The sequence below is a fragment of the Escherichia sp. E4930 genome (genome assembly GCF_005845405.1).
Lineage (GTDB): Bacteria > Pseudomonadota > Gammaproteobacteria > Enterobacterales > Enterobacteriaceae > Escherichia.
Genome location: NZ_VCDZ01000017.1, coordinates 105328 through 129321, shown reverse-complemented (window position 1 = coordinate 129321; position 23994 = coordinate 105328). Strand labels below are relative to the sequence as shown.

The 23994-nt window shown below is 50.0% G+C and carries 20 protein-coding genes, 1 tRNA gene, 3 rRNA genes and 1 pseudogene; 6 read left to right on the top strand and 19 right to left on the bottom strand.

The window, feature by feature from the left end; all coding sequences use genetic code 11:
* From FFT88_RS18720 to rrf (FFT88_RS18705), 4 genes are all read left to right on the top strand, one after another.
* A 23S ribosomal RNA gene (locus tag FFT88_RS18720) occupies nt 1-165 on the top strand; the annotation flags it as partial.
* 97 nt (nt 166-262) lie between these two features.
* A 5S ribosomal RNA gene (gene rrf / locus FFT88_RS18715) occupies nt 263-378 on the top strand.
* Nucleotides 379-531: 153 nt separating this feature from the next.
* Nucleotides 532-607: transfer RNA gene (locus FFT88_RS18710), tRNA-Thr, on the top strand.
* A gap of 39 nt (nt 608-646) precedes the next feature.
* Nucleotides 647-762, top strand: a 5S ribosomal RNA gene (rrf, locus tag FFT88_RS18705).
* Nucleotides 763-993: 231 nt separating this feature from the next.
* Here the strand turns inward: rrf (FFT88_RS18705) and FFT88_RS18695 are convergent.
* The 7 genes and pseudogenes from FFT88_RS18695 to acrE all read right to left on the bottom strand — a co-directional run bounded on the left by FFT88_RS18695 (nt 994) and on the right by acrE (nt 10310).
* A complete protein-coding gene (locus FFT88_RS18695) occupies nt 994-1752 on the bottom strand; it encodes an amino acid ABC transporter ATP-binding protein (protein WP_135403623.1) in 759 nt (252 codons plus the stop codon).
* A 7-nt stretch (nt 1753-1759) separates the two neighbouring features.
* Nucleotides 1760-2862, bottom strand: a pseudogene (locus FFT88_RS18690) (amino acid ABC transporter permease).
* Between the two features lie 9 nt (nt 2863-2871).
* Nucleotides 2872-4053 (bottom strand): amino acid ABC transporter permease, encoded by a 1182-nt coding sequence (locus tag FFT88_RS18685; RefSeq protein ID WP_135403622.1) that lies wholly within the window; start codon nt 4051-4053, stop codon nt 2872-2874.
* A gap of 67 nt (nt 4054-4120) precedes the next feature.
* A complete protein-coding gene (locus FFT88_RS18680) occupies nt 4121-5146 on the bottom strand; it encodes an amino acid ABC transporter substrate-binding protein (RefSeq protein WP_135403621.1) in 1026 nt (341 codons plus the stop codon).
* 417 nt (nt 5147-5563) lie between these two features.
* The gene (locus FFT88_RS18675) at nt 5564-5785 is read right to left on the bottom strand and encodes a membrane protein (RefSeq protein ID WP_000825639.1); all 222 of its coding nucleotides are present in this window, start codon (nt 5783-5785) and stop codon (nt 5564-5566) included.
* Nucleotides 5786-6036: 251 nt separating this feature from the next.
* The gene (gene acrF, locus FFT88_RS18670) at nt 6037-9141 is read right to left on the bottom strand and encodes a multidrug efflux RND transporter permease subunit AcrF (protein ID WP_135403620.1); all 3105 of its coding nucleotides are present in this window, start codon (nt 9139-9141) and stop codon (nt 6037-6039) included.
* An 11-nt stretch (nt 9142-9152) separates the two neighbouring features.
* A complete protein-coding gene (gene acrE / locus FFT88_RS18665; RefSeq protein WP_130223722.1) occupies nt 9153-10310 on the bottom strand; it encodes a multidrug efflux RND transporter periplasmic adaptor subunit AcrE in 1158 nt (385 codons plus the stop codon).
* Between the two features lie 395 nt (nt 10311-10705).
* Between acrE and envR the strand changes: the two genes are divergently transcribed.
* Nucleotides 10706-11368 (top strand): acrEF/envCD operon transcriptional regulator, encoded by a 663-nt coding sequence (gene envR / locus FFT88_RS18660; protein ID WP_135403619.1) that lies wholly within the window; start codon nt 10706-10708, stop codon nt 11366-11368.
* 2 nt (nt 11369-11370) lie between these two features.
* On the opposite strand, the gene FFT88_RS18655 is transcribed toward envR, so the two are convergent.
* From FFT88_RS18655 to FFT88_RS18600, 12 genes are all read right to left on the bottom strand, one after another.
* Complete coding sequence (locus FFT88_RS18655) at nt 11371-11550, bottom strand: DUF2556 family protein (RefSeq protein WP_001527795.1); 180 nt, start codon at nt 11548-11550, stop codon at nt 11371-11373.
* 83 nt (nt 11551-11633) lie between these two features.
* Nucleotides 11634-12518: an adenine-specific DNA-methyltransferase gene (yhdJ, locus tag FFT88_RS18650; RefSeq protein WP_130223726.1), complete on the bottom strand. Its 885-nt coding sequence runs from the start codon at nt 12516-12518 to the stop codon at nt 11634-11636.
* A gap of 84 nt (nt 12519-12602) precedes the next feature.
* Nucleotides 12603-12899, bottom strand: a complete 297-nt coding sequence (gene fis / locus FFT88_RS18645) for a DNA-binding transcriptional regulator Fis (protein WP_000462905.1) — start codon at nt 12897-12899, stop codon at nt 12603-12605.
* A 25-nt stretch (nt 12900-12924) separates the two neighbouring features.
* The gene (gene dusB / locus FFT88_RS18640) at nt 12925-13890 is read right to left on the bottom strand and encodes a tRNA dihydrouridine synthase DusB (protein ID WP_001219652.1); all 966 of its coding nucleotides are present in this window, start codon (nt 13888-13890) and stop codon (nt 12925-12927) included.
* A gap of 328 nt (nt 13891-14218) precedes the next feature.
* Nucleotides 14219-15100, bottom strand: coding sequence for a 50S ribosomal protein L11 methyltransferase (gene prmA, locus FFT88_RS18635; RefSeq protein ID WP_135403618.1), 882 nt, complete (start codon nt 15098-15100; stop codon nt 14219-14221).
* Between the two features lie 11 nt (nt 15101-15111).
* Nucleotides 15112-16563, bottom strand: a complete 1452-nt coding sequence (panF, locus tag FFT88_RS18630; protein ID WP_001175728.1) for a sodium/pantothenate symporter — start codon at nt 16561-16563, stop codon at nt 15112-15114.
* A complete protein-coding gene (locus FFT88_RS18625; protein ID WP_000381170.1) occupies nt 16553-16795 on the bottom strand; it encodes a YhdT family protein in 243 nt (80 codons plus the stop codon). Before FFT88_RS18625 ends, panF begins: the two co-directional genes overlap by 11 nt.
* 108 nt (nt 16796-16903) lie before the next feature.
* Nucleotides 16904-18253 (bottom strand): acetyl-CoA carboxylase biotin carboxylase subunit, encoded by a 1350-nt coding sequence (gene accC, locus FFT88_RS18620; protein WP_000884639.1) that lies wholly within the window; start codon nt 18251-18253, stop codon nt 16904-16906.
* A gap of 10 nt (nt 18254-18263) precedes the next feature.
* Nucleotides 18264-18734, bottom strand: coding sequence for an acetyl-CoA carboxylase biotin carboxyl carrier protein (gene accB, locus FFT88_RS18615; protein ID WP_000354618.1), 471 nt, complete (start codon nt 18732-18734; stop codon nt 18264-18266).
* Nucleotides 18735-19129: 395 nt separating this feature from the next.
* Nucleotides 19130-19729: a protein-methionine-sulfoxide reductase heme-binding subunit MsrQ gene (gene msrQ, locus FFT88_RS18610; RefSeq protein ID WP_130259123.1), complete on the bottom strand. Its 600-nt coding sequence runs from the start codon at nt 19727-19729 to the stop codon at nt 19130-19132.
* A complete protein-coding gene (gene msrP / locus FFT88_RS18605; RefSeq protein ID WP_135403617.1) occupies nt 19730-20734 on the bottom strand; it encodes a protein-methionine-sulfoxide reductase catalytic subunit MsrP in 1005 nt (334 codons plus the stop codon).
* Between the two features lie 97 nt (nt 20735-20831).
* A complete protein-coding gene (locus FFT88_RS18600) occupies nt 20832-21806 on the bottom strand; it encodes an oxidoreductase (protein WP_135403616.1) in 975 nt (324 codons plus the stop codon).
* A gap of 151 nt (nt 21807-21957) precedes the next feature.
* Here FFT88_RS18600 and csrD point away from each other — a divergent pair, with 151 nt between their 5' ends.
* Complete coding sequence (csrD, locus tag FFT88_RS18595) at nt 21958-23898, top strand: RNase E specificity factor CsrD (protein WP_130223738.1); 1941 nt, start codon at nt 21958-21960, stop codon at nt 23896-23898.
* Nucleotides 23899-23994: the final 96 nt, after the last annotated feature.

Sequence of the window (23994 nt, the reverse complement as noted above, 5' to 3'; positions counted from 1 at the left end):
AAGTGCTGAAAGCATCTAAGCACGAAACTTGCCCCGAGATGAGTTCTCCCTGACTCCTTGAGAGTCCTGAAGGAACGTTGAAGACGACGACGTTGATAGGCCGGGTGTGTAAGCGCAGCGATGCGTTGAGCTAACCGGTACTAATGAACCGTGAGGCTTAACCTTACAACGCCGAAGATGTTTTGGCGGAAGAGACATCGATAAGTAAGCTTGATAACAGATTAGATTAACCGGCGTAAGCGGGTTAATAAAACAGAATTTGCCTGGCGGCCGTAGCGCGGTGGTCCCACCTGACCCCATGCCGAACTCAGAAGTGAAACGCCGTAGCGCCGATGGTAGTGTGGGGTCTCCCCATGCGAGAGTAGGGAACTGCCAGGCATCAAATTACGAAGAATGGCACTGACCTTTGAGGCAGTTCACTACTCGATAAGAGAGTAGGACAAAAGCGAAAGCTTTTGAACGTTGCGAAGCAACGGCCCGAAGGGTGAATCACGAAGTGATTCATAAACTGCCAGGCATCAAATTTAGCGTGCTGATATGGCTCAGTTGGTAGAGCGCACCCTTGGTAAGGGTGAGGTCCCCAGTTCGACTCTGGGTATCAGCACCACTTTTTAGGTTAAAGTTCGGCAGATTAGAAAAGAATTTGTCTGGCGGCAGTAGCGCGGTGGTCCCACCTGACCCCATGCCGAACTCAGAAGTGAAACGCCGTAGCGCCGATGGTAGTGTGGGGTCTCCCCATGCGAGAGTAGGGAACTGCCAGACATCAAATAAAACAAAAGGCTCAGTCGGAAGACTGGGCCTTTTGTTTTATCTGTTGTTTGTCGGTGAACACTCTCCCGAGTAGGACAAATCCGCCGGGAGCGGATTTGAACGTTGCGAAGCAACGGCCCGGAGGGTGGCGGGCAGGACGCCCGCCATAAACTGCCAGACATCAAATCAAGCAAAAAGGCCATCCGAAAGGATGGCCTTTTTGCTTTTCGAACTAACATTCAATTAATGGATAACCTGCGATAAAAATGCCCTCGTACGCTCCGATTTAGGATGCGCAAAAAATTCATCCGGTGCAGCTTGCTCCACGATTTCTCCGCGATCCATAAAAATCACTCGATCAGCGACAGTTCGCGCAAATCCCATTTCATGTGTTACACACAACATTGTCATACCCGACTGCGCCAGCCCAATCATCGTATCCAGCACTTCTTTCACCATCTCCGGATCGAGCGCTGACGTAGGTTCATCAAACAGCATGATCTTTGGTTTCATACAAAGTGAACGTGCTATGGCAACGCGTTGCTGCTGACCACCAGAAATCTGCCCGGGAAACTTCTGTGCATGTTCGGCAATTCTCACCCGCTCAAGGTAATGCATCGCCAGAGCTTCAGCCTCTTTCTTCGGCATCTTACGCACCCAAATCGGCGCCAGGGTACAGTTCTGTAGAACGGTCAGATGAGGGAAGAGATTGAAATGCTGAAAGACCATTCCCACTTCCTGCCTGACGCGCTCAATATTGCGGATATCTTCATTAAGTTCTATGCCATCTACCATGATCCGTCCCTGTTGATGTTCTTCCAGATGATTAATACAACGAATGGTTGTCGATTTACCGGAACCTGAAGGGCCACACAGAACGATCCGTTCGCCCGGTTGCACGGTTAAATTTATATTTTTCAAAACATGGAATTGTCCATACCATTTATTGACGTTTTCCAGCGTAATCATCGCGTTAGCAGGTTGCAGTAAAATTTGGCTCATAGTGTCCTCAATACGGTGTACGCCCGGTGTTAAAACGTTTTTCCAGATGTTGGCTATAGCGCGACATGCTGAAACAGAAGATCCAGTAGATCAGTGCGGCGAAAACATACCCTTCTGTGGACATACCCAGCCAGGCGGGGTCAACGGTTGCCTGCTGAACGCTACTGAAAAGATCGAACAACCCGATGATGATCACCAGACTTGTGTCTTTGAATAGCGCGATGATGGTATTTACCAGCCCTGGAATCACCAGCTTCAGTGCCTGGGGCAGAATAACCAGCCCTTGAGTTTTCCAGTAACCCAACGCCAGCGACTCTGCCGCTTCGTATTGCCCTTTGGGCAGCGCCTGTAATCCGCCTCGCACGACTTCCGCAACGTATGCTGACTGAAACAGGATCACGCCGACCAACGCACGAATTAGTTTGTCGATGCTGGTGCCTTCCGCCATAAAGAGCGGCAGCATGACCGAAGACATAAACAGTACGGTAATCAGCGGTACGCCGCGCCAGAACTCGATAAAAATGACCGATAAGATACGCACAATCGGCATATGGGAGCGGCGACCTAATGCCAGTAAGATCCCCCACGGCAGCGCCCCGCAATCCCAACTGATGCAATAATTAAAGTTAGCGTCAGCCCGCCCCATTGCCGGGTTTCAACCCGCTCCAGACCAAAAAAACCGCCATACATCAGCCACCAGACAATCAGTGGGTAGATAACCGCCCAGACCGCAATATAGCGACCGCGATGCGGGAGTATTTTCCAGAACATTGGTGCGATAGACACAAGGCCAATCAGTAATGCCAGGTTAATTCGCCAGCGTTGGTCGTGTGGGTAAAGCCCATACATAAACTGACCAAATCGTTCGTGGATGAAGACCCAACAGGCACCGGCTTTTGTGCAGTCGGCACGCGTTGAGCCAACCCAGTTAGCCTGCAAAAATGCCCAGTTCAGCAACGGTGGGATCAGTTCCCACATCAACCATATGCAGCCAATAGTCAGCAGGCTATTGCTCCAGCTGGAGAACAGATTTTTTCGCACCCACACCATAGCGCGGCTTGAGTTATGGCTCGCCGGGCGCGGGGGATGAGACAGCAATACTTTTGTCATCATGACTCCTTAGCGTTCAACGATCGCGATACGGCGGTTATAGATATTCATCAGCAGCGAGATAGTCAGGCTGATAATCAGATAGACCGACATCGTCATGGCTATCGTCTCGATGGCTTGCCCCGTTTGGTTCAGCACGGTGCCAGCAAACAGCGAAACCATATCGGGATAGCCAATAGCGGCGGCAAGAGAGGAGTTCTTGACGATGTTGAGATACTGGCTGGTTAACGGTGGAATAATCACCCGCAATGCCTGGGGAATAATGACCTGGCGTAGCGTAACCGGGTTGGGTAATCCCAGTGATCGAGCCGCTTCATGTTGACCATAAGGCACTGCCTGGATCCCGGCGCGGATAATCTCGGCGATAAATGCAGAGGTATAAACCGAAAGTGCTAGCGTTAAGGCTGCCAGTTCAGGAATTAAAACCATCCCGCCGCGGAAATTAAAGCCTCGAAGGGCTGGGACATCCCAGTGTAGTGCTGCGCCAAAAAGCCATTGCGCCAGTAAAGGTAAACCAATGATCAACACAACGGCGCAAGGCCAGGTACGGCGCAGTTGTCCGGTCTTTATCTGGTGCGTTTTATTAAAACGGAATAGTCCAACAGAAATGGCTATAGCAATAACAACAGTCAGGATAAACGCAATAAATCCATCTCCCAGCTGCGGCGACGGAATATAGAGCCCACGATTGCTCAAAAAGGCGAGATCAAACGCACTCACTGCCTGTCGCGGTCCGGGCAAATTGCGCAACACGGCAAAGTACCAGAAGAAGATTTGCAGCAGCGGGGGAATATTACGGAAGATCTCAATATAAATTGTGGAAAGCTTTCGTAGCAGCCAGTTATCCGAAAGTCGCGCCAGACCGATAAAGAAGCCCAGGACAGATGCGAATACGATACACAATGCTGAAACCAGTAGCGTATTGAGTAAGCCGACAATAAAAACGCGTCCGTAGGTATCGCCCTGCTGGTAATCGATCAAATGCTGGACGATCCCGAAGCCTGCGCCGCGATCCAGAAAGGCAAATCCTGATGTAATGCCGCGATTGTTTAGATTCGTCACGGTGTTGTGAAATAACCAACCAACAATGCCGACGACGGCAACAACGGCGAGGATCTGGAATAACCAGGCGCGAACCGTAGGGTTGGTAAAGGAGAGTGAGCCTTTAACGGTTGAGCGGCGATGGGGCATATAAACCTCGGAAACCATAACGCTGAAGAGAGCGCCGCCGTAGCGACGCCCGTTACCTCACACCGACTTAACGCACGGGCGGCGCGTACTGAATACCGCCGTTATTCCAGAGATTATTTTGCCCACGTTTAATTTTCAGCGGGCTTTCTGAACCTACATTACGCTCAAAAATTTCCGAGTAGTTACCCACCTGTTTGATGATGTTGTAAGCCCATTTATTATCCAGCTTCAGATCCTTGCCGTAATCGCCCTCTTTACCCAGCAGATGCGCCATATCAGGCGTAGCTGGATTAGCCGCTTTTTCATCAACGTTTTGCGAGTTAACGCCCATCTCTTCAGCATTCAGCATGGCGAAAAGCGTCCAGCGCACAATAGAGAACCATTCATCATCGCCACGACGGACGACCGGGCCAAGCGGTTCTTTAGAGATAACTTCTGGCAGGACAATCCATTCGGTAGGATTACTTAATTTGATCCGCAGGGCATACAGTTGCGACTGATCCGAGGCCAGCGTATCGCAGCGGCCAGATTCCAGAGCCTTCGCTGATTCGTCTGAGCGATCGAAGGTTACTGGCGTGTACTTCATATTGTTTGCCTTGAAGTAATCGGCGACGTTGAGTTCGGTATCAGTCCCCGCCTGAATACAGACTGTTGCGCCATCCAGTTCTTTCGCGCTTTTTAATCCCGCTTTATCGTGCGTCAGGAAGCCAATGCCGTCGTAATAAGTGACGCCAGTAAATGCCATTCCCATTCCTGCGTCGCGGGATGAAGTCCAGGTCGTATTACGGGAAAGCAAATCCACTTCCCCTGACTGTAAAGCGGTGAAGCGTTCTTTTGCTGTGAGTGGGGTATATTTCACTTTCGTGTCGTCACCAAATACAGCAGCGGCAACACCACGACAAACATCTACATCAATACCTGAAAACTTACCGTCTGCATCGGCATAAGAGAACCCAGGTAATCCGTCACTGATCCCGCATTGCACAAACCCTTTATTCTTTACGGCATCAAGTGTCGCGCCAGCATGCGCCTGATTTGCAACGGCAAGCAGCACGCTGGCGGCAGCCAGTGTGGCTATCATCATCTTTTTCATAATGCTTCCTGTGAGGCGAAAATTATCGTTATAGGACGTTTGGGAAACGTCTTTTACCTGTCTGTGGCCATCCTTTTATAAGCAAAAGTAGTGCCAGCTTTTGCGCACGATTCCGCGTCGCAATAAGCTGAGTGTAGACAGGAAATAATAAAAACATCGCCCAGCAATGGTGCGAAAATGAAACATACGCCACATTTTAGCGCAAAATATTTATTCGCATTTTACTAAGCAGGATAATGATTGTTAGCGTGAGCATGTGTTTTAAATGAGGGTAAAAACTAATGGATGTGTTATTTCGATAGTTCGAAATAAAATGCTAAATTAAAAGGGAATAAGCTAGCAGAATATAGTTGTATTTTATCTTACGGTGAGATTCTGTACCGTTAAACAGAGCGCGGAACTCCGCGCTCTGTTCAGTTATTTCGACAGAGCGATGATCCCCATCGTCAGGCCAGCAACAGCCGCTGCCCCGCCAGCAATAGCCCCAGCCGTTTCCCAGTTATCCTGAGTCGTACCTTTCATACAGGTATTGGTGTGAACCAGACGGCCCTGATCGTCATAAACCGGAACGCAGGGTGAATCGTGAGCGCAGCCCGCCAGCAATGCGGTGAGCAATGCGACAGGAATTAATCTTTTCATGGTGTTACCTCAGTAATAACGCTACCGCTTAATAAGCTAACTTTCTTATTAACGTGCTGAATTCCATTTTATCACCGGGAGTTATAATTCTTGTGAGATGAATAATGACAAATTATGTGAATTGTAAAAATAATGAAGGGAGAAAGAATGAATGCACTCAATTTAAAAGCTAATGAATCATTAACTCATTAATTTTTATAGTTTTAACCGCAAATTAAAAAGGCGTTCGAAGACGCCTTTGTGTTTTAATTTTACCCTTTAAAGCAACGGCGGATCACCACAAAGAACACAGGGACAAAGAAGATTGCCAGCAATGTTGCGGAAATCATGCCACCCATGACTCCAATCCCTACCGCGTTCTGCGCGCCGCTTCCCGCACCATTACTGATAGCCAGCGGCAATACGCCGAGAATAAAGGCGAGTGATGTCATCAGAATAGGACGAAGACGCATACGTACGGCCATCAGCGTTGCTTCAATGACACCTTTCCCCTCTTTTTCCATCAGGTCTTTGGCGAACTCAACAATCAAAATAGCGTTTTTAGCCGATAAGCCAATTGTCGTTAACAAGCCCACCATAAAATAAACGTCATTTTTCTGATTAAAGAGTGTCGCCGCCAGCAGCACGCCGACAATCCCTAACGGCACGACCAACATAACCGAGACAGGAATTGACCAGCTTTCATAGAGCGCCGCAAGGCACAGGAAAACGACCACGAATGAAATGGCTACCAGAGCAGGGGCCTGGTTACCTGACAAGCGTTCCTGATACGACATCCCCGTCCAGTCATAACCGATTCCGTTAGGTAGTTGTGAGGCGAGGCTTTCCATTAGAGACATCGCATCGCCGGAACTGGTGCCTGGCGCAGCTTCCCCCTGAATCTCCATGGAGGGTAGACCGTTGTAGCGTTCCAGACGCGGAGAACCATATACCCAATGTGAAGTGGTAAAGGTGGAGAATGGCACCATTTCGCCGTTAGCGCTGCGGACATAAAGTTTATCGACATCTTCTGGCAGCATACGGAATTTGGCATCCGCCTGAACATATACTTTTTTCACGCGGCCACGGTCGATGAAGTCGTTGACATACGTCCCGCCTAACGCCGTAGAAATGGTCTGATTAATGTCAGAAAGCGAAACGCCTAATGCCTGTGCTTTTTCCTGGTCAACTTCAAGTTTGAACTGCGCAGTATCTTCCAGTCCATTGGGGCGCACACTGACTAAGCTTTCAGGATGTTGCGCCGCCATGCCAAGCAACTGGTTGCGGGCATGGGTTAAGGCATCGTGACCAAGACCCGCCTGATCGATTAACTCAAAGTCGAAACCTGTTGCCGTACCCAGTTCAACAATGGCTGGCATATTGAATGGAATGACAAAACCGTCGCGGATTTTACTCAGTTCCATTTTGGCACGTTGGATTACCGCTTCCGCGCTATTTTCTTCGCTACTGCGCTCTTCCCACGGTTTAAGGCTGACAAAGGCCATCCCGGCGTTTTGCGCCTGACCGCTGAAGCTAAATCCATTGACTGTAAAGACACTTTCAACGTTCGCCTTCTCGTTCTTCAGATAGTAATCCGTCACTTCATCCAGTACTTTTTGTGTCCGCTCTTGCGTCGCGCCAGCAGGCAATTGGATCATGGTCAGGAAGACACCCTGATCTTCTTCCGGCAAGAAAGAAGAAGGGAGGCGTAAAAACAGCACTACCATTCCGGCGACAATCAGCGCATAGATCAGTAAATATCGCCCTGTGGAACCGAGGATTTTGCCAACGCTATTGGTGTAGTGATTAACGCTATGATCGAAAGTGGTGTTAAACCAGCCGAAGAACCCCCCCTTATTTTCGTGATGCTCGGCAGAGACTGGTTTCAGCAATGTTGCACATAACGCGGGGGTGAGAATCAGCGCAACCAGTACTGAAAGCGCCATTGCTGAAACAATAGTGATAGAGAACTGTCGATAAATTGCCCCTGTTGAGCCACCGAAGAATGCCATCGGAATAAATACCGCCGACAGTACCATCGCGATACCTACCAGCGCGCCCTGGATTTGCGACATCGATTTTTCCGTCGCTTCTCTGGGGGGAAGTTTATCCTCCATCATTACGCGCTCGACGTTCTCCACAACGACTATCGCATCATCAACAAGAAGCCCGATGGCAAGCACCATCCCGAACATCGTTAGCGTATTGATGGAGTAACCAAAAGCGGCGAGTATGGCAAACGTCCCTAACAACACGACAGGTACAGCAATGGTGGGTATCAATGTCGCCCGCATGTTCTGCAAGAACAGATACATCACCAGGAATACCAGGATAATGGCTTCGAACAGCGTTTTCACCACTTCCTGGATAGAAAGCTGGACGAAAGGCGTGGTGTCATAAGGGTAAAGAACCTTCATTCCCTGTGGGAAGAACGGCTGTAGTTCTGCCAGTTTGGCCTTGATGGCTTTTGCGGTATCAAGTGCGTTAGCTCCCGTTGCCAGTTTAATGCCGAGGCCAGCCGCGGGTTTGCCGTTGATACGGGCGATAACGTTATAGTTTTCACCACCGAGTTCAATCCGTGCGACATCTTTCAGCCGCACTACCGAACCGTCGCTGTTCACGCGCAGGGTGACTTTGCCGAACTCTTCTGGATCTTTTAACCGTGTCTGGGCAATAATCGACGCGTTTAACTGCTGTCCTGGTAATGCCGGCGTGCCGCCTAACTGACCGGCCGCAATCTGGTCGTTCTGTACTTTCAACTGGTTAATGACATCAACCGATGTGAGTTTATATTTGTTCAGCAGATCGGCATCGAGCCAGATACGCATAGCGTACTGAGCACCGAACAGTTGCACGTCGCCAACGCCGTTCAGACGGCTAATGGTATCTTTGACGTTAGAGGCGATGTAGTCGGAAATATCGTCTTGCGTGGTACTTGAGTTATCAGAAACAAAACCAGCCACCATCAAAAAGCTGCTACTTGATTTCTCGACACTTATCCCCTGTTGCTGGACTTCCTGCGGCAGCAGCGGTGTGGCGAGTTGAAGTTTGTTTTGTACCTGCACCTGCGCGATGTCTGGATCGGTCCCGGACTGGAAGGTGAGAGTAATTGTCACGCTACCGGCTGAATCGCTGGTGGAGGACATATACATCAGATTATCGATGCCGTTCATATTCTGTTCGATAACCTGTGTCACCGTATCCTGCACGGTTTGCGCATCAGCGCCCGGATAGTTTGCCGACACAGAAACAGCAGGCGGGGCAATGGTTGGATACTGGGCGACGGGCAACTGTAGGATCGCCAGTACGCCCGCCATCATCAGAATAATGGCCAGCACCCATGCAAATATTGGTCGTCGAATAAAAAAGTTTGCCATATCAGATTGCCTTACTTCGACGCAGTATCTGCGGGGGTATCGGTAGTGGCTTTAACCTGCTCTCCCGGGCGTGCTTTTTGCAGGCCGCTGACAATGACCTGATCACCCGCTTTTAGTCCTTCGCTAATCAGCCATTTATCGCCAATGGCCTGGCTGGCGACAACAGGACGCGCCTCAACCTGGCTTTTATCATTAACAATCAGCACGGTAGCGTCACCACGCGGCGTGCGGCTAACTCCCTGTTGCGGGATAAGAATGGCGTCAGGTTGTACACCTTCATCGATCCGTGCGCGCACAAACATACCTGGCAGAAGCGTGTGTTGCGGGTTAGGGAAAACTGCGCGCAGGGTAATGGAACCGGTGCTTTCATCAACGGTCACATCAGAGAATTGCAGCGTGCCTTTCAGGGGATAGGTTTGACCGTTTTCCATGACCAACTCTACGTTGCTGGTGGCGTTTTCCTTATGCAAATTCCCTTGCTCTACGGATTGCTTCAGTCTCATGAAGTCGTTGCTGGATTGGGTCACATCGACATAGATAGGATCGAGTTGCTGGACAGTCGCCAGTTCGGTCGTTTGCCCGTTAGTGACGAGAGCACCTTCGGTTACCGAAGATTTGCCGATACGCCCGCTAATTGGCGCAGTCACTTTGGTATAAGCGAGATTGATGCGGGCGCTTTCGACCGTGGCTTTTGCGGCTATGACGGTAGCATCGGCCTGACGAGCATCAGCAATCGCCTGATCGTACTCCTGCTGGCTGATGTATTTCGTACCCACAAGCGGAACATAACGTTTTACCGTCAAATGCGCGATGGACGCGGCAGCTTCGCTTTTCGCCAGTTCGCCTTTCGCGCTGTCATAACTTGCCTGATAAGTGGCTGGATCGATCTGGTACAGGGACTGGCCAGCTTGCACATCGCTGCCTTCAGTGAAATTACGATTCAGCACTATCCCGCTAACCTGCGGGCGAACCTCGGCAATACGGAAAGCATTAGTACGGCCTGGTAATTCAGTTTTAACTTCTAACGGGGCAGTATTCACAACATGAACGGTAACCTGCGGTTCACCGACGTGAGCTTTCTCTTCTCCCTTATCGTTACAACCCGCAATTAACGCTGCGGAGATCATGATAAAGGAGGGCAGGAGGAAAAACCTGGCATGTTTCGTCATTACTATTCCTCAAAAAACCAAAAGCGCGTTATTAGCCAGAAAAAGGCAACGCGTTAACTCGCAGAAATAAAAATACAGTTCGCTATCCTACAAATTATCGTCCGGCGATGTAAGGAATAGTTATGAATAGTCGCTATTCAAGGCACGTAAACACAAAAATAGATTAATATTCTAATGTTCTCATTTGATGTGAGTTGAAAAGAATGGAAGCATTTTAACGCAAAGTGAAATATACATTTATTAAGTAAATATATTATCGGTAAACAATAGATTTTACTTATTTGACGATTGGTAGCAGATGGGATTTAGCTTCTCGTATAAATAAACATTAGGTGATACATTACTTCTCGCTGTTTCCCTTATGTTGAATATATTTATTCCTTGAATGATTAATCATGGCAAAAAGAACCAAAGCTGAAGCCCTGAAGACCAGGCAAGAACTGATTGAAACCGCCATCGCCCAGTTTGCGCAGTATGGCGTAAGCAAGACGACGCTCAATGACATCGCCGACGCCGCCAACGTCACGCGTGGCGCAATCTACTGGCACTTCGAAAACAAGGCTCAACTGTTTAACGAGATGTGGCTGCAACAGCCTTCATTGCGTGAGTTAATCCAGGAACGTTTAACGGAAGGGTTAGAACATGATCCTTTCCTGCAATTGCGTGAAAAACTGATTGTTGGCTTGCAATATATTGCCGAAATTCCCCGCCAGCAGGCGTTACTGCAAATCTTATATCACAAGTGTGAATTTAGTGATGAAATGCTGGCCGAGGCAGTAATACGTGAAAAGATGGGCTTTAATCCACAGATTCTGCGTGAAGTATTACAAGCATGTCAGCAACAGGGGGATATAGCTAAAAGCCTCGACTTAGACGTCGTAATGATTATTATTGATGGTGCCTTCAGCGGTATTGTTCAAAACTGGTTAATGAATATAGCGGGTTACGATCTTTATAAACAAGCACCCGCACTGGTCGATAACGTATTAAGAATGTTCATGCCAGATGAAAACATAACGAAATTAATTCATCAAACGAATGAATTAAGTGTCATATAAATTCACATTCTGTCGTGAAAATTCAGTTCGTCACAGTTAACCAGTTTTAGTGGATTAACTGAGTTCATATTGCGGCATTTGTCTGTTTCTGTTGCCAGCAGTTCAATCCACTGCATCAGTAAAGTATCAAACAGAAAAACGAAGACAGCGAAAACGACGAGCCACCAATACTTGCGAATCATTACCTGAGCCTGTGCATGTTTAACCAAGTCTGGCAGGAAATATACACGAAATGAATAATCTGAAAACCAGGCTTACACTTCCTTTACTTTGCAATGAGATCGGGGTCAACTTCGCTGATCCGGCTTCGTTTTGACAGGTTGCCGGTCTTTCTTTTTTTCACTTTCGCCAGCTCTTCCATGGAGTAATGTGACGCGACATCCAGTCGGCGTAGCCCCATCTTGATGTACTCGCTGTTAATCTCAATACCAATGAATTTTCGCCCGGTCGCGATGGCGACGGCACCGGTGGTGAAGCTACCAGCAAACGGATCGAGAACGACATCGCCAGGGTTAGAAGAGGCGAGAATAATGCGCTTCAGTAAAGCTTCAGGCTTTTGCGTCGGATGGTTTTCATATTCATCCATCAAATAACGTACGCGTGGAAAATCCCAGACGTTACCTGGCACTTTTTGATGATTGTAAGGTTGTGGGGGATTTTTGCGATAGTCGATTAATGCACGCTGTGCTCCGGTTTTGGCTTCTACCAGAATAGCATCGCTGTTAAAGGTGTAGTTCTTTGCGTCTTTCACCATCATCAGGATGGGTTCATACATGGAGCCGTAATATTTTTTGGCCTGAACGCCGGAGCTGTCATACGACCAGACGATGCGACTTTTGATGGTAAAAAGCTGGCGGCACTGGAGGTCAATAAAGGGCATGTTTTCCGTGCTGTTCATGATGTACATGCTGCCCTGTTTTTTCAGAACGCGGTGGCACTCTGTAATCACTTCAAATAGCCAGTTAATAAACAGATCTTCTTTCCACGCTTCGATCAGGCCATCGAAATTTTTACCGATGTTATAAGGCGGGTCAGCAAAGATTAGATCAACACTTTCTGCGGGTATCTTTTTAAGTTCAGCTAATGCATCACCGTGGATAATGGTCTTTGCATTGTCGCCAAACCTGGTGGGTTCACATCCTGTTCTCATGGTCACTCCCTTTGCGACACCTATAAAAAAGGCGCTTCCCCATGCCGAGTAGCGCCTTTTAATCAAGCAATTAGCTAACCTGAATTAGTTCATGCCGTACTTTTTCAATTTTTTACGCAGCGTACCACGGTTGATGCCCATCATCAGCGCAGCACGGGTCTGGTTACCACGGGTGTATTGCATCACCATGTCCAACAGGGGCTGTTCTACTTCAGCCAGTACCAGCTCATAGAGGTCATTAACATCCTGACCATTCAGTTGAGCAAAATAGTTCTTCAGTGCCTGTTTAACCGAGTCACGCAGGGGTTTTTGGGTTACCTGATCCTGAGAGTTAACGGTAGAAACGGTCAGTACGTCAGAATTTACGCGTTGTTCGAACATAGTTCTGTCAGCTCTTTATTTCTGTTTACGCAAAATTTTCGAAGTATGCCTCCAACGCCTCCAGCTGTTCGCTGGCATCCTCAATGGCGTTGAATGTGCGCCGAAACTGGTCATTTGGAGCGTGTTCCTGGAGATACCAGGAAACGTGTTTACGTGCAATTCGGTACCCTTTTGCCGGACCATAAAAGTCATGCAGTTCCCGAACGTGCGCGCAAAGCAAGCGCTTAACCTCTGCCAAAGGCAGCGGGGGCAGCAACTCCCCAGTGTCCAGATAATGCTGGATTTCCCGAAAGATCCAGGGTCTTCCCTGAGCTGCGCGGCCTATCATCAGAGCATCCGCCCCTGTATAGTCGAGCACAGCTCTGGCTTTAAGCGGGTCAGTAATGTCGCCATTCGCGATAACCGGAATGGAAACTTTCTGCTTAACTGCCCGAATACTGTCGTATTCAGCTTCTCCATTGAACAAACAGGCGCGTGTACGGCCATGAATGGTCAGAGCCTGAATGCCACAGTCTTCAGCCAGTTGGGCAATCTCTTCGCAGTTACGGTGTTCCGGCGCCCAGCCGGTGCGAATCTTCAGGGTAACAGGAACGTCCACTGCATTGACGACCTCGGTAAGGATCGATTTAACGACATCCGGGTACTGCAAGAGGGCTGAACCTGCAAGCTTGCGATTCACTTTTTTAGCCGGGCAACCCATATTGATATCAATAATCTGGGCACCGCTTTCCACGTTAATACGTGCTGCATCTGCCATTTCTTTCGGATCGCTACCGGCAATTTGCACGGTGCGAATACCGGGTTCATCAATGTGCACCATCCGTAAACGAGATTTGTCGCTTTCCCAAACCTGAGGGTTAGAAGACATCATCTCGGATACTGTCAATCCGGCTCCCATCTCGTAGCACAACGTCCGAAAAGGTCTGTCTGTAATGCCAGCCATGGGCGCTGCGATCAGGCGATTTCTGAGCTGATATTGTCCGATGCGCATGAGTTAAGAAATGACCATACTGTGACTGCAAGGCGGCGTATATTACGCATTTTTTGCACGAGATGAAAGGCCAAACTTTGACCAATCCTCTGAGATGGATCAAAGAATTGCATTTAAAATGAACTCGGCGGAATAATTAATCATAAAAATCATCACATTAGTAATAAGTGATTAAAATTCGCACTCAAAGAAATTTGAGTAAGTTCTCAATTTTTCTTTATGAATGAAAATTTTGGCACGCAAATTTGCCTAAATAATCAGCAAAATTACGTGCCTTTTGTGACGTTGCTCGCACTTCTCTCTACATCACTATGCCGCATTCTGGCGGTTAATTCTTACGACCAGTAATGCGACACCACTCTTCTTTTTCCACGACCGGGTCCAGAACGAAGCTGTCGGCATAAGCTTCACAAACGCTCTCCGCCTGGCTTGCCAGAATACCGGAAAGGCCCAGCAAACCGCCTGAAACCGGCAGGACGCTGATTAACGGCGCCAGTTCACGTAACGGGCCTGCGAGGATGTTAGCGACCACCACGTCGGCTTTCATCGCTTCAGGCTGATCTTTGGGTAAGTAGAGTTCCAGACGCTCAGAAACGCCATTACGTTCGGCGTTGTCGCGGCTGGCCTGAATGGCCTGCGGATCGATATCAATACCAATGGCTTTTGCTGCGCCCAGTTTCAGTGCCGCGATTGCCAGAATGCCGGAGCCACAGCCAAAGTCGATGACTGTTTTACCGGTTAAATCGAGGCTGTCGAGCCATTGCAGGCACAGAGAGGTAGTTGGATGAGTTCCCGTCCCAAACGCCAGGCCCGGGTCTAACATCACGTTGACGGCGTTTTCGTCTGGCACATCACGCCAGCTTGGGCAGATCCACAGACGTTCGCCAAAGCGCATTGGATGGAAATTGTCCATCCATTCGCGCTCCCAGTCTTTATCTTCCAGTTGTTCGATTTTGTGCGCGAAGCCTGCGCCGAGCAGCGGATGATTCTCCAGAATCGTCACGACTTCATTCATGTCGGTTTCAGCATCAAACAAACCAATCACATCGGTGTCGCCCCAAAGGCGCGTTTCGCCCGGCAGCGGCTCAAATACTGGCGTATCGTGGGTATCCTGAAAAGTAATAGATACGGCACCTGCTTCCATCAGCGCATCGCTAAGATCTTCAGCGTTCGCGCCGGTGGTGTTCAGTTTCAGTTGGATCCAAGGCATGGCAAAACTCTTTATTTATCAGTAGTCAAAACGGTAGCTTGCGGGACGGATGTACCGAAACGGTTTCCGACCAGGAAAGCCAGCAAACTTAGTAGTAACGAGGGCACGATAGGGTGGAAGCCCAGGTACTGAATATTCAGCGTTGCAAGTACGGCATACAGCACGCCGCCAACGATCATCGCACTTAGCGCGCCTTTGGCGTTGGCGCGTTCCCAGTAAAGACCCAGCACCAGCGGCCACAGGAAAACGGCTTCCAGCCCACCGAAGGCCAGCAAATTCAGCCAGATGATCATTTCTGGCGGCTTCCAGGCGGCAAGCAGCAGCAACGCGCCGAGAACTAACGTAATTACCGCCGACATCCGCTTCAGACGCGTCTCGTTTTGCATTTGATCCGGACGGATATTCAGATAGAGATCTTTAATGATCGTAGCGGAACTTTGCAGCAGTTGGGCGTTAATTGTCGACATGATCGCAGCCATAGGTGCAGCCAGAAAGATCCCGGCAGCAAACGGTGGCAGCACTTTTACCATTAACGTCGGGATCACCAGATCCGGTACGGTGAGATCGGGGATTACCGCCCGACCTAACGCTCCGGCCAGGTGCATACCAAACATCAGGATTGCGACTACAATCGTACCGATGATGATCCCCCGGTGTACTGCTTTGCTGTCTTTATAAGAGATACAGCGCACCGCAGTATGCGGCAGGCCAATCACGCCAAAGCACACCAGTACCCAGAACGACGTCATAAAGGCAGGCGACAGAATATCGTCAGCGCCTTGTGGCGTAACCAGTTGCGGATCGATGGTTTGCAAGGTCTGTACTGCGTTGCTTAAGCCGCCAGCGGCATGTACTACGCCAATAAGCAGCACAACGGTGCCAATCAGCATCACCAGACCTTGCATGGTGTCGTTCAGCACACTGGCGCGAAAGCCGCCAAAGGCGGTATATAACGCAATACTGATACCGAAAATCAGCAGCCCGGTTTCATAAGGAATACCCGCCGCGGTTTCCAGCAGACGCGCACCGCCGATAAATTGCACGGTCATCGCACCAACGAACGCAACCAGCAAACTCAAACTCGCCAACCACACCAGAAGACGACTCTGGTAGCGGGCAAACAGCATATCGTTCAGCGTCACCGCATTGTAGCGGCGCGCAAGAATCGCGAACTTCTTGCCGAGTATACCGAGCGAAAGCCAGACTGCAGGAAGCTGAATCATCGCCAGCAATACCCAACCCAGGCCGTATTTATAAGCAGCGCCTGGCCCGCCGATAAACGAACTGGCACTGATATAGGTCGCGGTGAGCGTCATCGCCAGCACAATACCGCCCATGGAACGGCTGCCGAGGAAATACTCATTGAGGAAGGTGCCGGTGCTCCGTTTACGCATCGCATAAACAGAGATACCGAACACCACCACCAGATAGGCGACCAGCGGTAGAATCACTTCAAGCTGCATCGTCATCCTCCAACGGGATATCGCGATAGATAAATTTCACCATCGCCCAGCACAGTCCAATAAACAGCAGCGGCGTCAGGATGCAGGCCATCTCAAACCAGCGCGGAAAGCCGGTAAAACCGGGGGCAACGCCAGGTAAGTAAGCGGCTACTAACCATACCGCCAGATACAAAAGGGTCAGCCCCAGCGCCCAGCGCGCCTCTTTATGGGCCTGAACAAAACGAGTGTCCATTTTTTGTCCCTGATGGGTGAAGAAAGCGGGGATTGTACCTTATGGGGGTTGTCGATCCCCAGTAATAAAAAAGGCCGGAAAATCCGGCCTTTTGACGCTTTTGCAGTCTTATTTTTCCTGAAGACCGAGTTTTTTCTCCAGATAGTGGATGTTAGTGCCACCATGCTGGAAGTTCTCGTCGTTCATGATGCGGATCTGCAGATCAACGTTGGTTTTGATACCGTCGATGATCAGCTCCTGCAGCGCATTCTTCATGCGAGCAATCGCCACGTCACGGTTTTCACCGTAGCAAATCAGCTTACCGATCATTGAGTCATAGTACGGCGGCACGGTGTAGCCCGCGTAGATATGAGACTCCCAACGCACGCCAAAACCGCCTGGCGCGTGGAAACGGGTGATTTTGCCCGGGCTTGGCAGGAAGGTGTTCGGATCTTCGGCGTTGATACGGCACTCTACCGCATGGCCGCGAACGTGAACTTCTTCTTGCTTGATCGACAGCGGTTGACCGGCAGCGATACGCAGCTGTTCTTTGATCAGGTCAACGCCAGTGATCATTTCGGTAACCGGGTGTTCTACCTGAATACGGGTGTTCATTTCGATGAAATAGAACTCGCCGTTTTCGAACAGGAACTCGAATGTACCTGCACCGCGATAGCCGATATCAACACACGCTTTAGCGCAACGTTCGCCGATATAGCGACGCAGTTCCGGGGTAATGCCCGGTGCTGGTGCTTCTTCGACCACTTTCTGGTGACGACGCTGCATGGAGCAGTCACGTTCCGCCAGATAGATAGCGTTGCCCTGACCGTCAGCCAGCACCTGAATCTCGACGTGGCGAGGATTTTCCAGGTATTTCTCCATGTAAACCATATCGTTGCTGAAAGCGGCTTTCGCTTCCGCACGAGTCATGGAGATAGATTGCGCCAGTTCAGCATCGCCGCGTACTACGCGCATACCGCGACCGCCGCCGCCGCCGGAGGCTTTGATAATTACCGGATAACCAATGCGTTTAGCAATGGCGCGGTTTTTATCCATATCATCGCCCAGCGGGCCGTCAGAACCTGGTACGCAAGGAACGCCCGCTTTTTTCATCGCGGCGATTGCGGATACTTTGTCGCCCATCAGGCGAATGGTTTCTGCTTTCGGGCCGATGAAGATAAAGCCGGAGCGTTCAACCTGCTCGGCAAAATTGGCGTTCTCGGAGAGGAAGCCGTAACCCGGATGGATTGCTACTGCGCCGGTGATTTCAGCGGCGCTGATGATTGCCGGGATGTTCAGATAACTTTTTACTGACGGAGCAGGGCCGATACAGACCGTTTCATCTGCCAGTAATACGTGTTTTAGATCGCGATCCGCGCTGGAGTGCACAGCGACAGTCTTGATGCCCAGTTCTTTACAGGCACGAAGAATACGCAATGCAATCTCGCCGCGGTTGGCAATAACAATTTTATCCAGCATGTTCGCCTCGTTACTCGATGACGACCAGCGGCTCGTCAAATTCTACCGGTTGTCCACTTTCGACCAGAATTGCTTTCACAGTACCGGATTTGTCTGCTTCGATCTGGTTCATCATTTTCATGGCTTCAACGATGCACAGGGTATCGCCCACGTTCACTTTCTGACCCACTTCGATGAACGCTTTCGCGTCCGGGCTTGGGGTGCGGTAGAAAGTACCAACCATCGGGGAACGTACGATGTGACCACTGATTTCCGCTGCTGCTGGCGCTTCCATGGAAGGAACGGTCGCCGGAGCGGCTGCGTTAGATTGAGCTGGCTGCTGCATCATTGGTGCAGCGTAAGCTTGTTGCATCATCGGGAAACTTGCGGCAGGTGCTGCACGGCTGATGCGTACTGACTCTTCGCCTTCAGAAATTTCCAGTTCAGAGATGCCTGATTCTTCAACCAGCTCGATCAGTTTTTTAATCTTACGAATATCCATGAGTGGGTTCCGTACTCTTTGTTTAGTGTGATTGTGACAGGCGTTTCACCGCCGTCTGTAAAGCGTATGCCCCGACAGCTGTATGCATAGCGGTAAATTCCAGCAGGCCGGGACGCCGGTCTATTTTGCCCCAGAGTGTCAATGTGAGACTTGACGGACATTGTGCAGCGATCTGCTGCTATCCTCCGGCAAAAAACAAAATATACCTTCGTTGCGCCATTGTCACCTTTTCAGCAGCTTAAAAGCTGCCTCAGGGAGAACGAGGTCGCACATTATAACGATTTCGTAGCAAATGGCAGCTAAATACTGGTCTTATCAGGGAAGATAATCAACAGCTAACATGTAAATAACTTTCAACGTCGCGTAATTTGCAATAAGCCGCACAGTTCACGAAATTAGCGCCACCATTGACGGAACTTCTTATAACGTAAGGCTAAAAGCAGTAATGCCAGCCCGGCGTAGATGATCGGCTGCGGTGAGATAACCTTCACTGACCACAGATAATGTATGGGGGCCAGGATCGCAACAAGATAGACGAAGTTATGCAACTGTTGCCAGTGTTTGCCTAGTTTTCGCTGCATCGCTTGTGTAGACGTGAATGCTAAAGCAAGCAAAATCAACCAACTGATAATACCCAGGGTTAAATAAGGTCGGGTGATTAATTCCTGACCGAATAACGCCAGGTTGTTCACGCCAAGTTCCAGCAATGCATAACTGGTTAAGTGCAGCGTCGCCCAGGCGAAACACCATAAACCTAACAGGCGGCGGGTGCGTATCAATAATGGCTGCTTAGCGTAGCGCGCCAGCGGGGTAATTAACAACGTCGCCAATAAAAATTTCAGCGCAGTCCGACCGGTAAAATGCTGAATATCTTTCACCGGGTCGGCACTTAGTCCGCCATGATTGATTGCCCAAACCAGCCAGACAAACGGCAAAAATCCGGCAAGATGCAGGCAAAATTTCAGCCAGGTAACCTGTTTTGCAGTCAAACGCACTTAGAAGTTCTCCCGTAGATCCAGTCCGCGATAAAGTGACGCTACCTCATCGGCGTAGCCGTTAAATAGCAGTGTCGGCTGGCGTTGCACATCCAGGATGCCACCGGAACCGATAAATCGCTCAGTGGCCTGCGACCAGCGAGGGTGATCAACATGCGGATTAACGTTGGCGTAAAAGCCGTATTCGTTGGGGGCCGAAAGATTCCAGGTGGTTGGTGGGCGTTCTCGGGTCAGCATAATGCTCACTATCGACTTGATGCCTTTAAAGCCATATTTCCATGGCACAATCAGGCGTATCGGCGCGCCATTTTGCGGCGGTAGCGCCTTGCCGTAGACGCCGACGGTCATCAGCGTGAGCGGATGCATCGCTTCGTCGAGACGTAATCCTTCTACATAGGGATATTTCAGACCGCCGCCGATAAACCTGTCCTGCTGGCCGGGCATTTGTTCCGGTGCATAAATTGTTTCGAAAGCGACGTACTTCGCGTTGCTGGTCGGCTCTGCCAGCGCCAGCAGTTTATGCAGCGGAAAACCAATCCACGGCACCACCATCGACCACGCTTCCACGCAGCGCATCCGGTAAATCCGCTCTTCTAACGGGAATCGACGGGTTAGCGCATCGTGGTCGAGGGTTAATGGTTTACTGACTTCACCACTGATTTTCAACGTCCACGGATCGGTTTTCAGGCTGCCAGCATTCGCGGCGGGATCGGCTTTATCCAGCCCAAATTCATAGAAATTGTTGTAGCCGGAAACTTTATCTTCCGGTGTCAGTGGCAGGTTATTTTGCCAGGCAGCAGGCTTGCTGAACTCCAGGGGTTTTCCGGCAGGCGCGGGCGGGCGATCGTTCCCTTTGAACCAGCCAAGCAAATCCGCGTGGGCGGCATTTGGTAAAGAGAGGGCGGCGGCGCTGATGCCTAAAGCTTTCAAAACTTGCCGACGTTGCATAAAAAAAGCCGATTCGGCAGTGACATCGGCTTCTGTAAGTTGACGAATTTTTTTCATAACAGACTCCCGGTATGCTCATGATTACTATGGCAGGGAGAATGTCAAAGTGCTGCTAAAATTCGTTAACGATATGTAAATTATTTTATACTAACGCTTAGTTAATTTTTACCAGCGTACGGCCCTGGATCTGATTGTTAATAATGGCCTCGGCAAATTTAGGTGCATCAGACAGTGAAATCTCTTTTGCCGCCTGGGTATAGAATGATTCCGGTAAATCGGCAACCAGACGCTGCCAGGCTTGTGCGCGGCGTGCTGGTGGCGTCATCACTGAATCCACCCCTTGCAAACGGACATTACGCAGAATAAATGGCATGACCGTGGTTGGCAGAGTAAAACCACCCGCCAGACCACAGGCCGCCACGCAGCCGCCGTAATTCATTTGCGCCAGCACTTTTGCCAGTACTTTGTCTCCGACAGTGTCAATCGCCCCGGCCCAAAGCTGTTTTTCCAGTGGACGGGATTCAGCAAATTCATCACGCGGCAGAATGCGGCTGGCACCTAAACTTTTCAGATATTCATGGGTACTTTCGCGACCGGAAACAGCAACCACCTGATAACCTAACTTATGCAACAGCGCCACGGCAGTACTACCAACGCCGCCGCTGGCGCCCGTTACCACAATCTCGCCATCTTGTGGACGAATACCGGCATCTTCCAGGGCCAGCACGCACAGCATGGCGGTAAACCCAGCAGTACCAATAATCATCGCTTTACGCGCGTCCAGACCTTGCGGCATGGCAACCAACCAGTCACCTTTCACACGCGCTTGTTCTGCCAGTCCGCCCCAATGATTTTCACCAACTCCCCAGCCCGTGAGTAACACTTCTTGACCAGTATGAAAACGAGGATCTTCACTGGCGCGTACGGTTCCGGCGAAGTCGATACCAGGAATCATCGGAAAATTGCGGATTATTTTTCCTTTACCGGTTATTGCCAGCGCATCTTTATAATTCAGGCTCGACCAGTGGACATCGACCGTCACATCGCCTTCCGGCAGGCGACTTGCGTCCAGAGTCTGTACAGATGCGAGGGTTTTACCGTCCTGCTGTTCTAAAAGTAACGCCTGCATAAGAAGTCCTCATGTGCATGATGGATTGGAAAATAATTTCTGAAGACTATACTCGCTAATTGAAAAGCAAAGTCGATGAAGCGCAATAAATTGCGAGATAAATCTGATTTGCTAGTATGCCCGCTTCCTCACTATCGGAGTTAACACAAGGATGAGATTAACGACGAAATTTTCGGCCTTTGTCACGCTGCTCACCGGGTTAACGATCTTTGTGACTCTGATGGGCTGCTCGTTAAGTTTCTATAACGCGATTCAGTATAAGTTTAGCCATCGCGTTCAGGCGGTGGCGACGGCGATCGATACGCATCTGGTGTCGTCTGATTTCAGCTCGCTGAGGCCACAAATCAGTGAACTGATGATGTCAGCAGATATCGTTCGCGTGGACCTGTTACACAATAACAAACAGGTTTATACCCTTTCCCGCCAGGGGAGTTACCGCCCTGTTGGCACCAGCGATCTGTTTCGCGAACTGACCGTTCCGTTAGTTAAACATCCAGGAATGTCGTTACATCTGGTTTATCAGGACCCGATGGGAAACTATTTTCACTCGCTGATGACCACCGCGCCGCTCACTGGGGCAATTGGTTTTATCATTATTATGCTCTTCCTTGCAGTACGCTGGTTGCAGCGGCAACTTGCCGGGCAAGAACTACTGGAAACTCGCTCGGCGCGTATCTTAAACGGGGAGCGTGGGCCGAATGTGCTTGGCTCCATCTATGAATGGCCGCCAGGGACCAGCAGTGCGCTGGATATGCTGCTTTCAGAAATTCAGAATGCGCGTGAACAGCACAGCCGTCTTGATACGCTGATTCGCTCTTACGCCGCGCAGGACATCAAAACCGGCCTCAATAACCGTCTCTTTTTCGACAACCAGTTGGCTACATTACTGGAAGATCAAGAGAAGGTAGGGACTCACGGGATCGTGATGATGATCCGCCTACCTGATTTCAATATGTTGAGCGACACGTGGGGACACAGCCAGGCCGAAGAACAGCTCTTCACTCTGACGAATCTGCTGTCGACATTTATGATGCGCTATCCAGGCGCACTGCTGGCGCGCTATCACCGTAGCGATTTTGCCGCGCTGTTGCCGCATCGGACTTTAAAAGAGGCGGAGAGCATTGCCGGGCAGTTGATCAAAGCGGTTGATACCTTACCGAGCAATAAAATGCTCGATCGTGAAGATATGATTCATATCGGCATCTGTGCCTGGCGTAGCGGCCAGGAAACAGAACAAGTGATGGATCATGCCGAATCCGCCACGCGTAATGCGGGATTACAGGGGGGTAATAGCTGGGCGATTTACGATGACTCATTACCAGAAAAAGGGCGCGGCAACGTTCGCTGGCGTACGCTAATCGAACAAATGTTGAGTCGTGGTGGGCCCCGGCTTTATCAAAAACCTGCGGTCACCCGGGAGGGGCAGGTTCATCATCGCGAAATTATGTGTCGCATCTTTGATGGTAATGAAGAGGTAAGCTCGGCGGAATATATGCCGATGGTATTGCAGTTTGGTTTATCGGAAGAGTATGACCGCCTGCAAATCAGTCGTCTCATCCCGCTGTTACGCTATTGGCCGCAAGAAAATCTGGCGATTCAGGTGACCGTTGAGTCGTTGATCCGCCCGCGTTTCCAGCGTTGGCTGCGCGATACGTTGATGCAGTGTGAAAAATCGCAACGAAAACGCATAATTATTGAACTTGCAGAGGCTGATGTTGGTCAACATATCGGTCGCTTGCAACCTGTCATTCGTTTGGTGAATGCTTTAGGGGTTCGAGTTGCCGTTAACCAGGCGGGATTGACGCTGGTAAGTACCAGTTGGATCAAAGAACTTAATGTCGAATTACTCAAGCTTCATCCGGGGCTGGTAAGAAATATTGAGAAGCGAACGGAAAACCAATTGTTGGTTCAGAGCATGGTAGAAGCCTGTTCCGGGACCAACACCCAGGTTTACGCGACTGGCGTACGTTCGCGAAGCGAGTGGCAGACCCTGATTCAGCGCGGGGTTTTGGGTGGCCAGGGGGATTTTTTCGCGTCCTCACAGCCACTTGATACTAACGTGAAAAAATATTCACAAAGATACTCGGTTTAACCTGCCGTTTGATCCGTTTTCACGTAGAATAACGCGCGCTGCGTTTCGTGGGAGTGTGCTTATCTGCTCGCCAGATTGTTGCAGCACATATGCAGA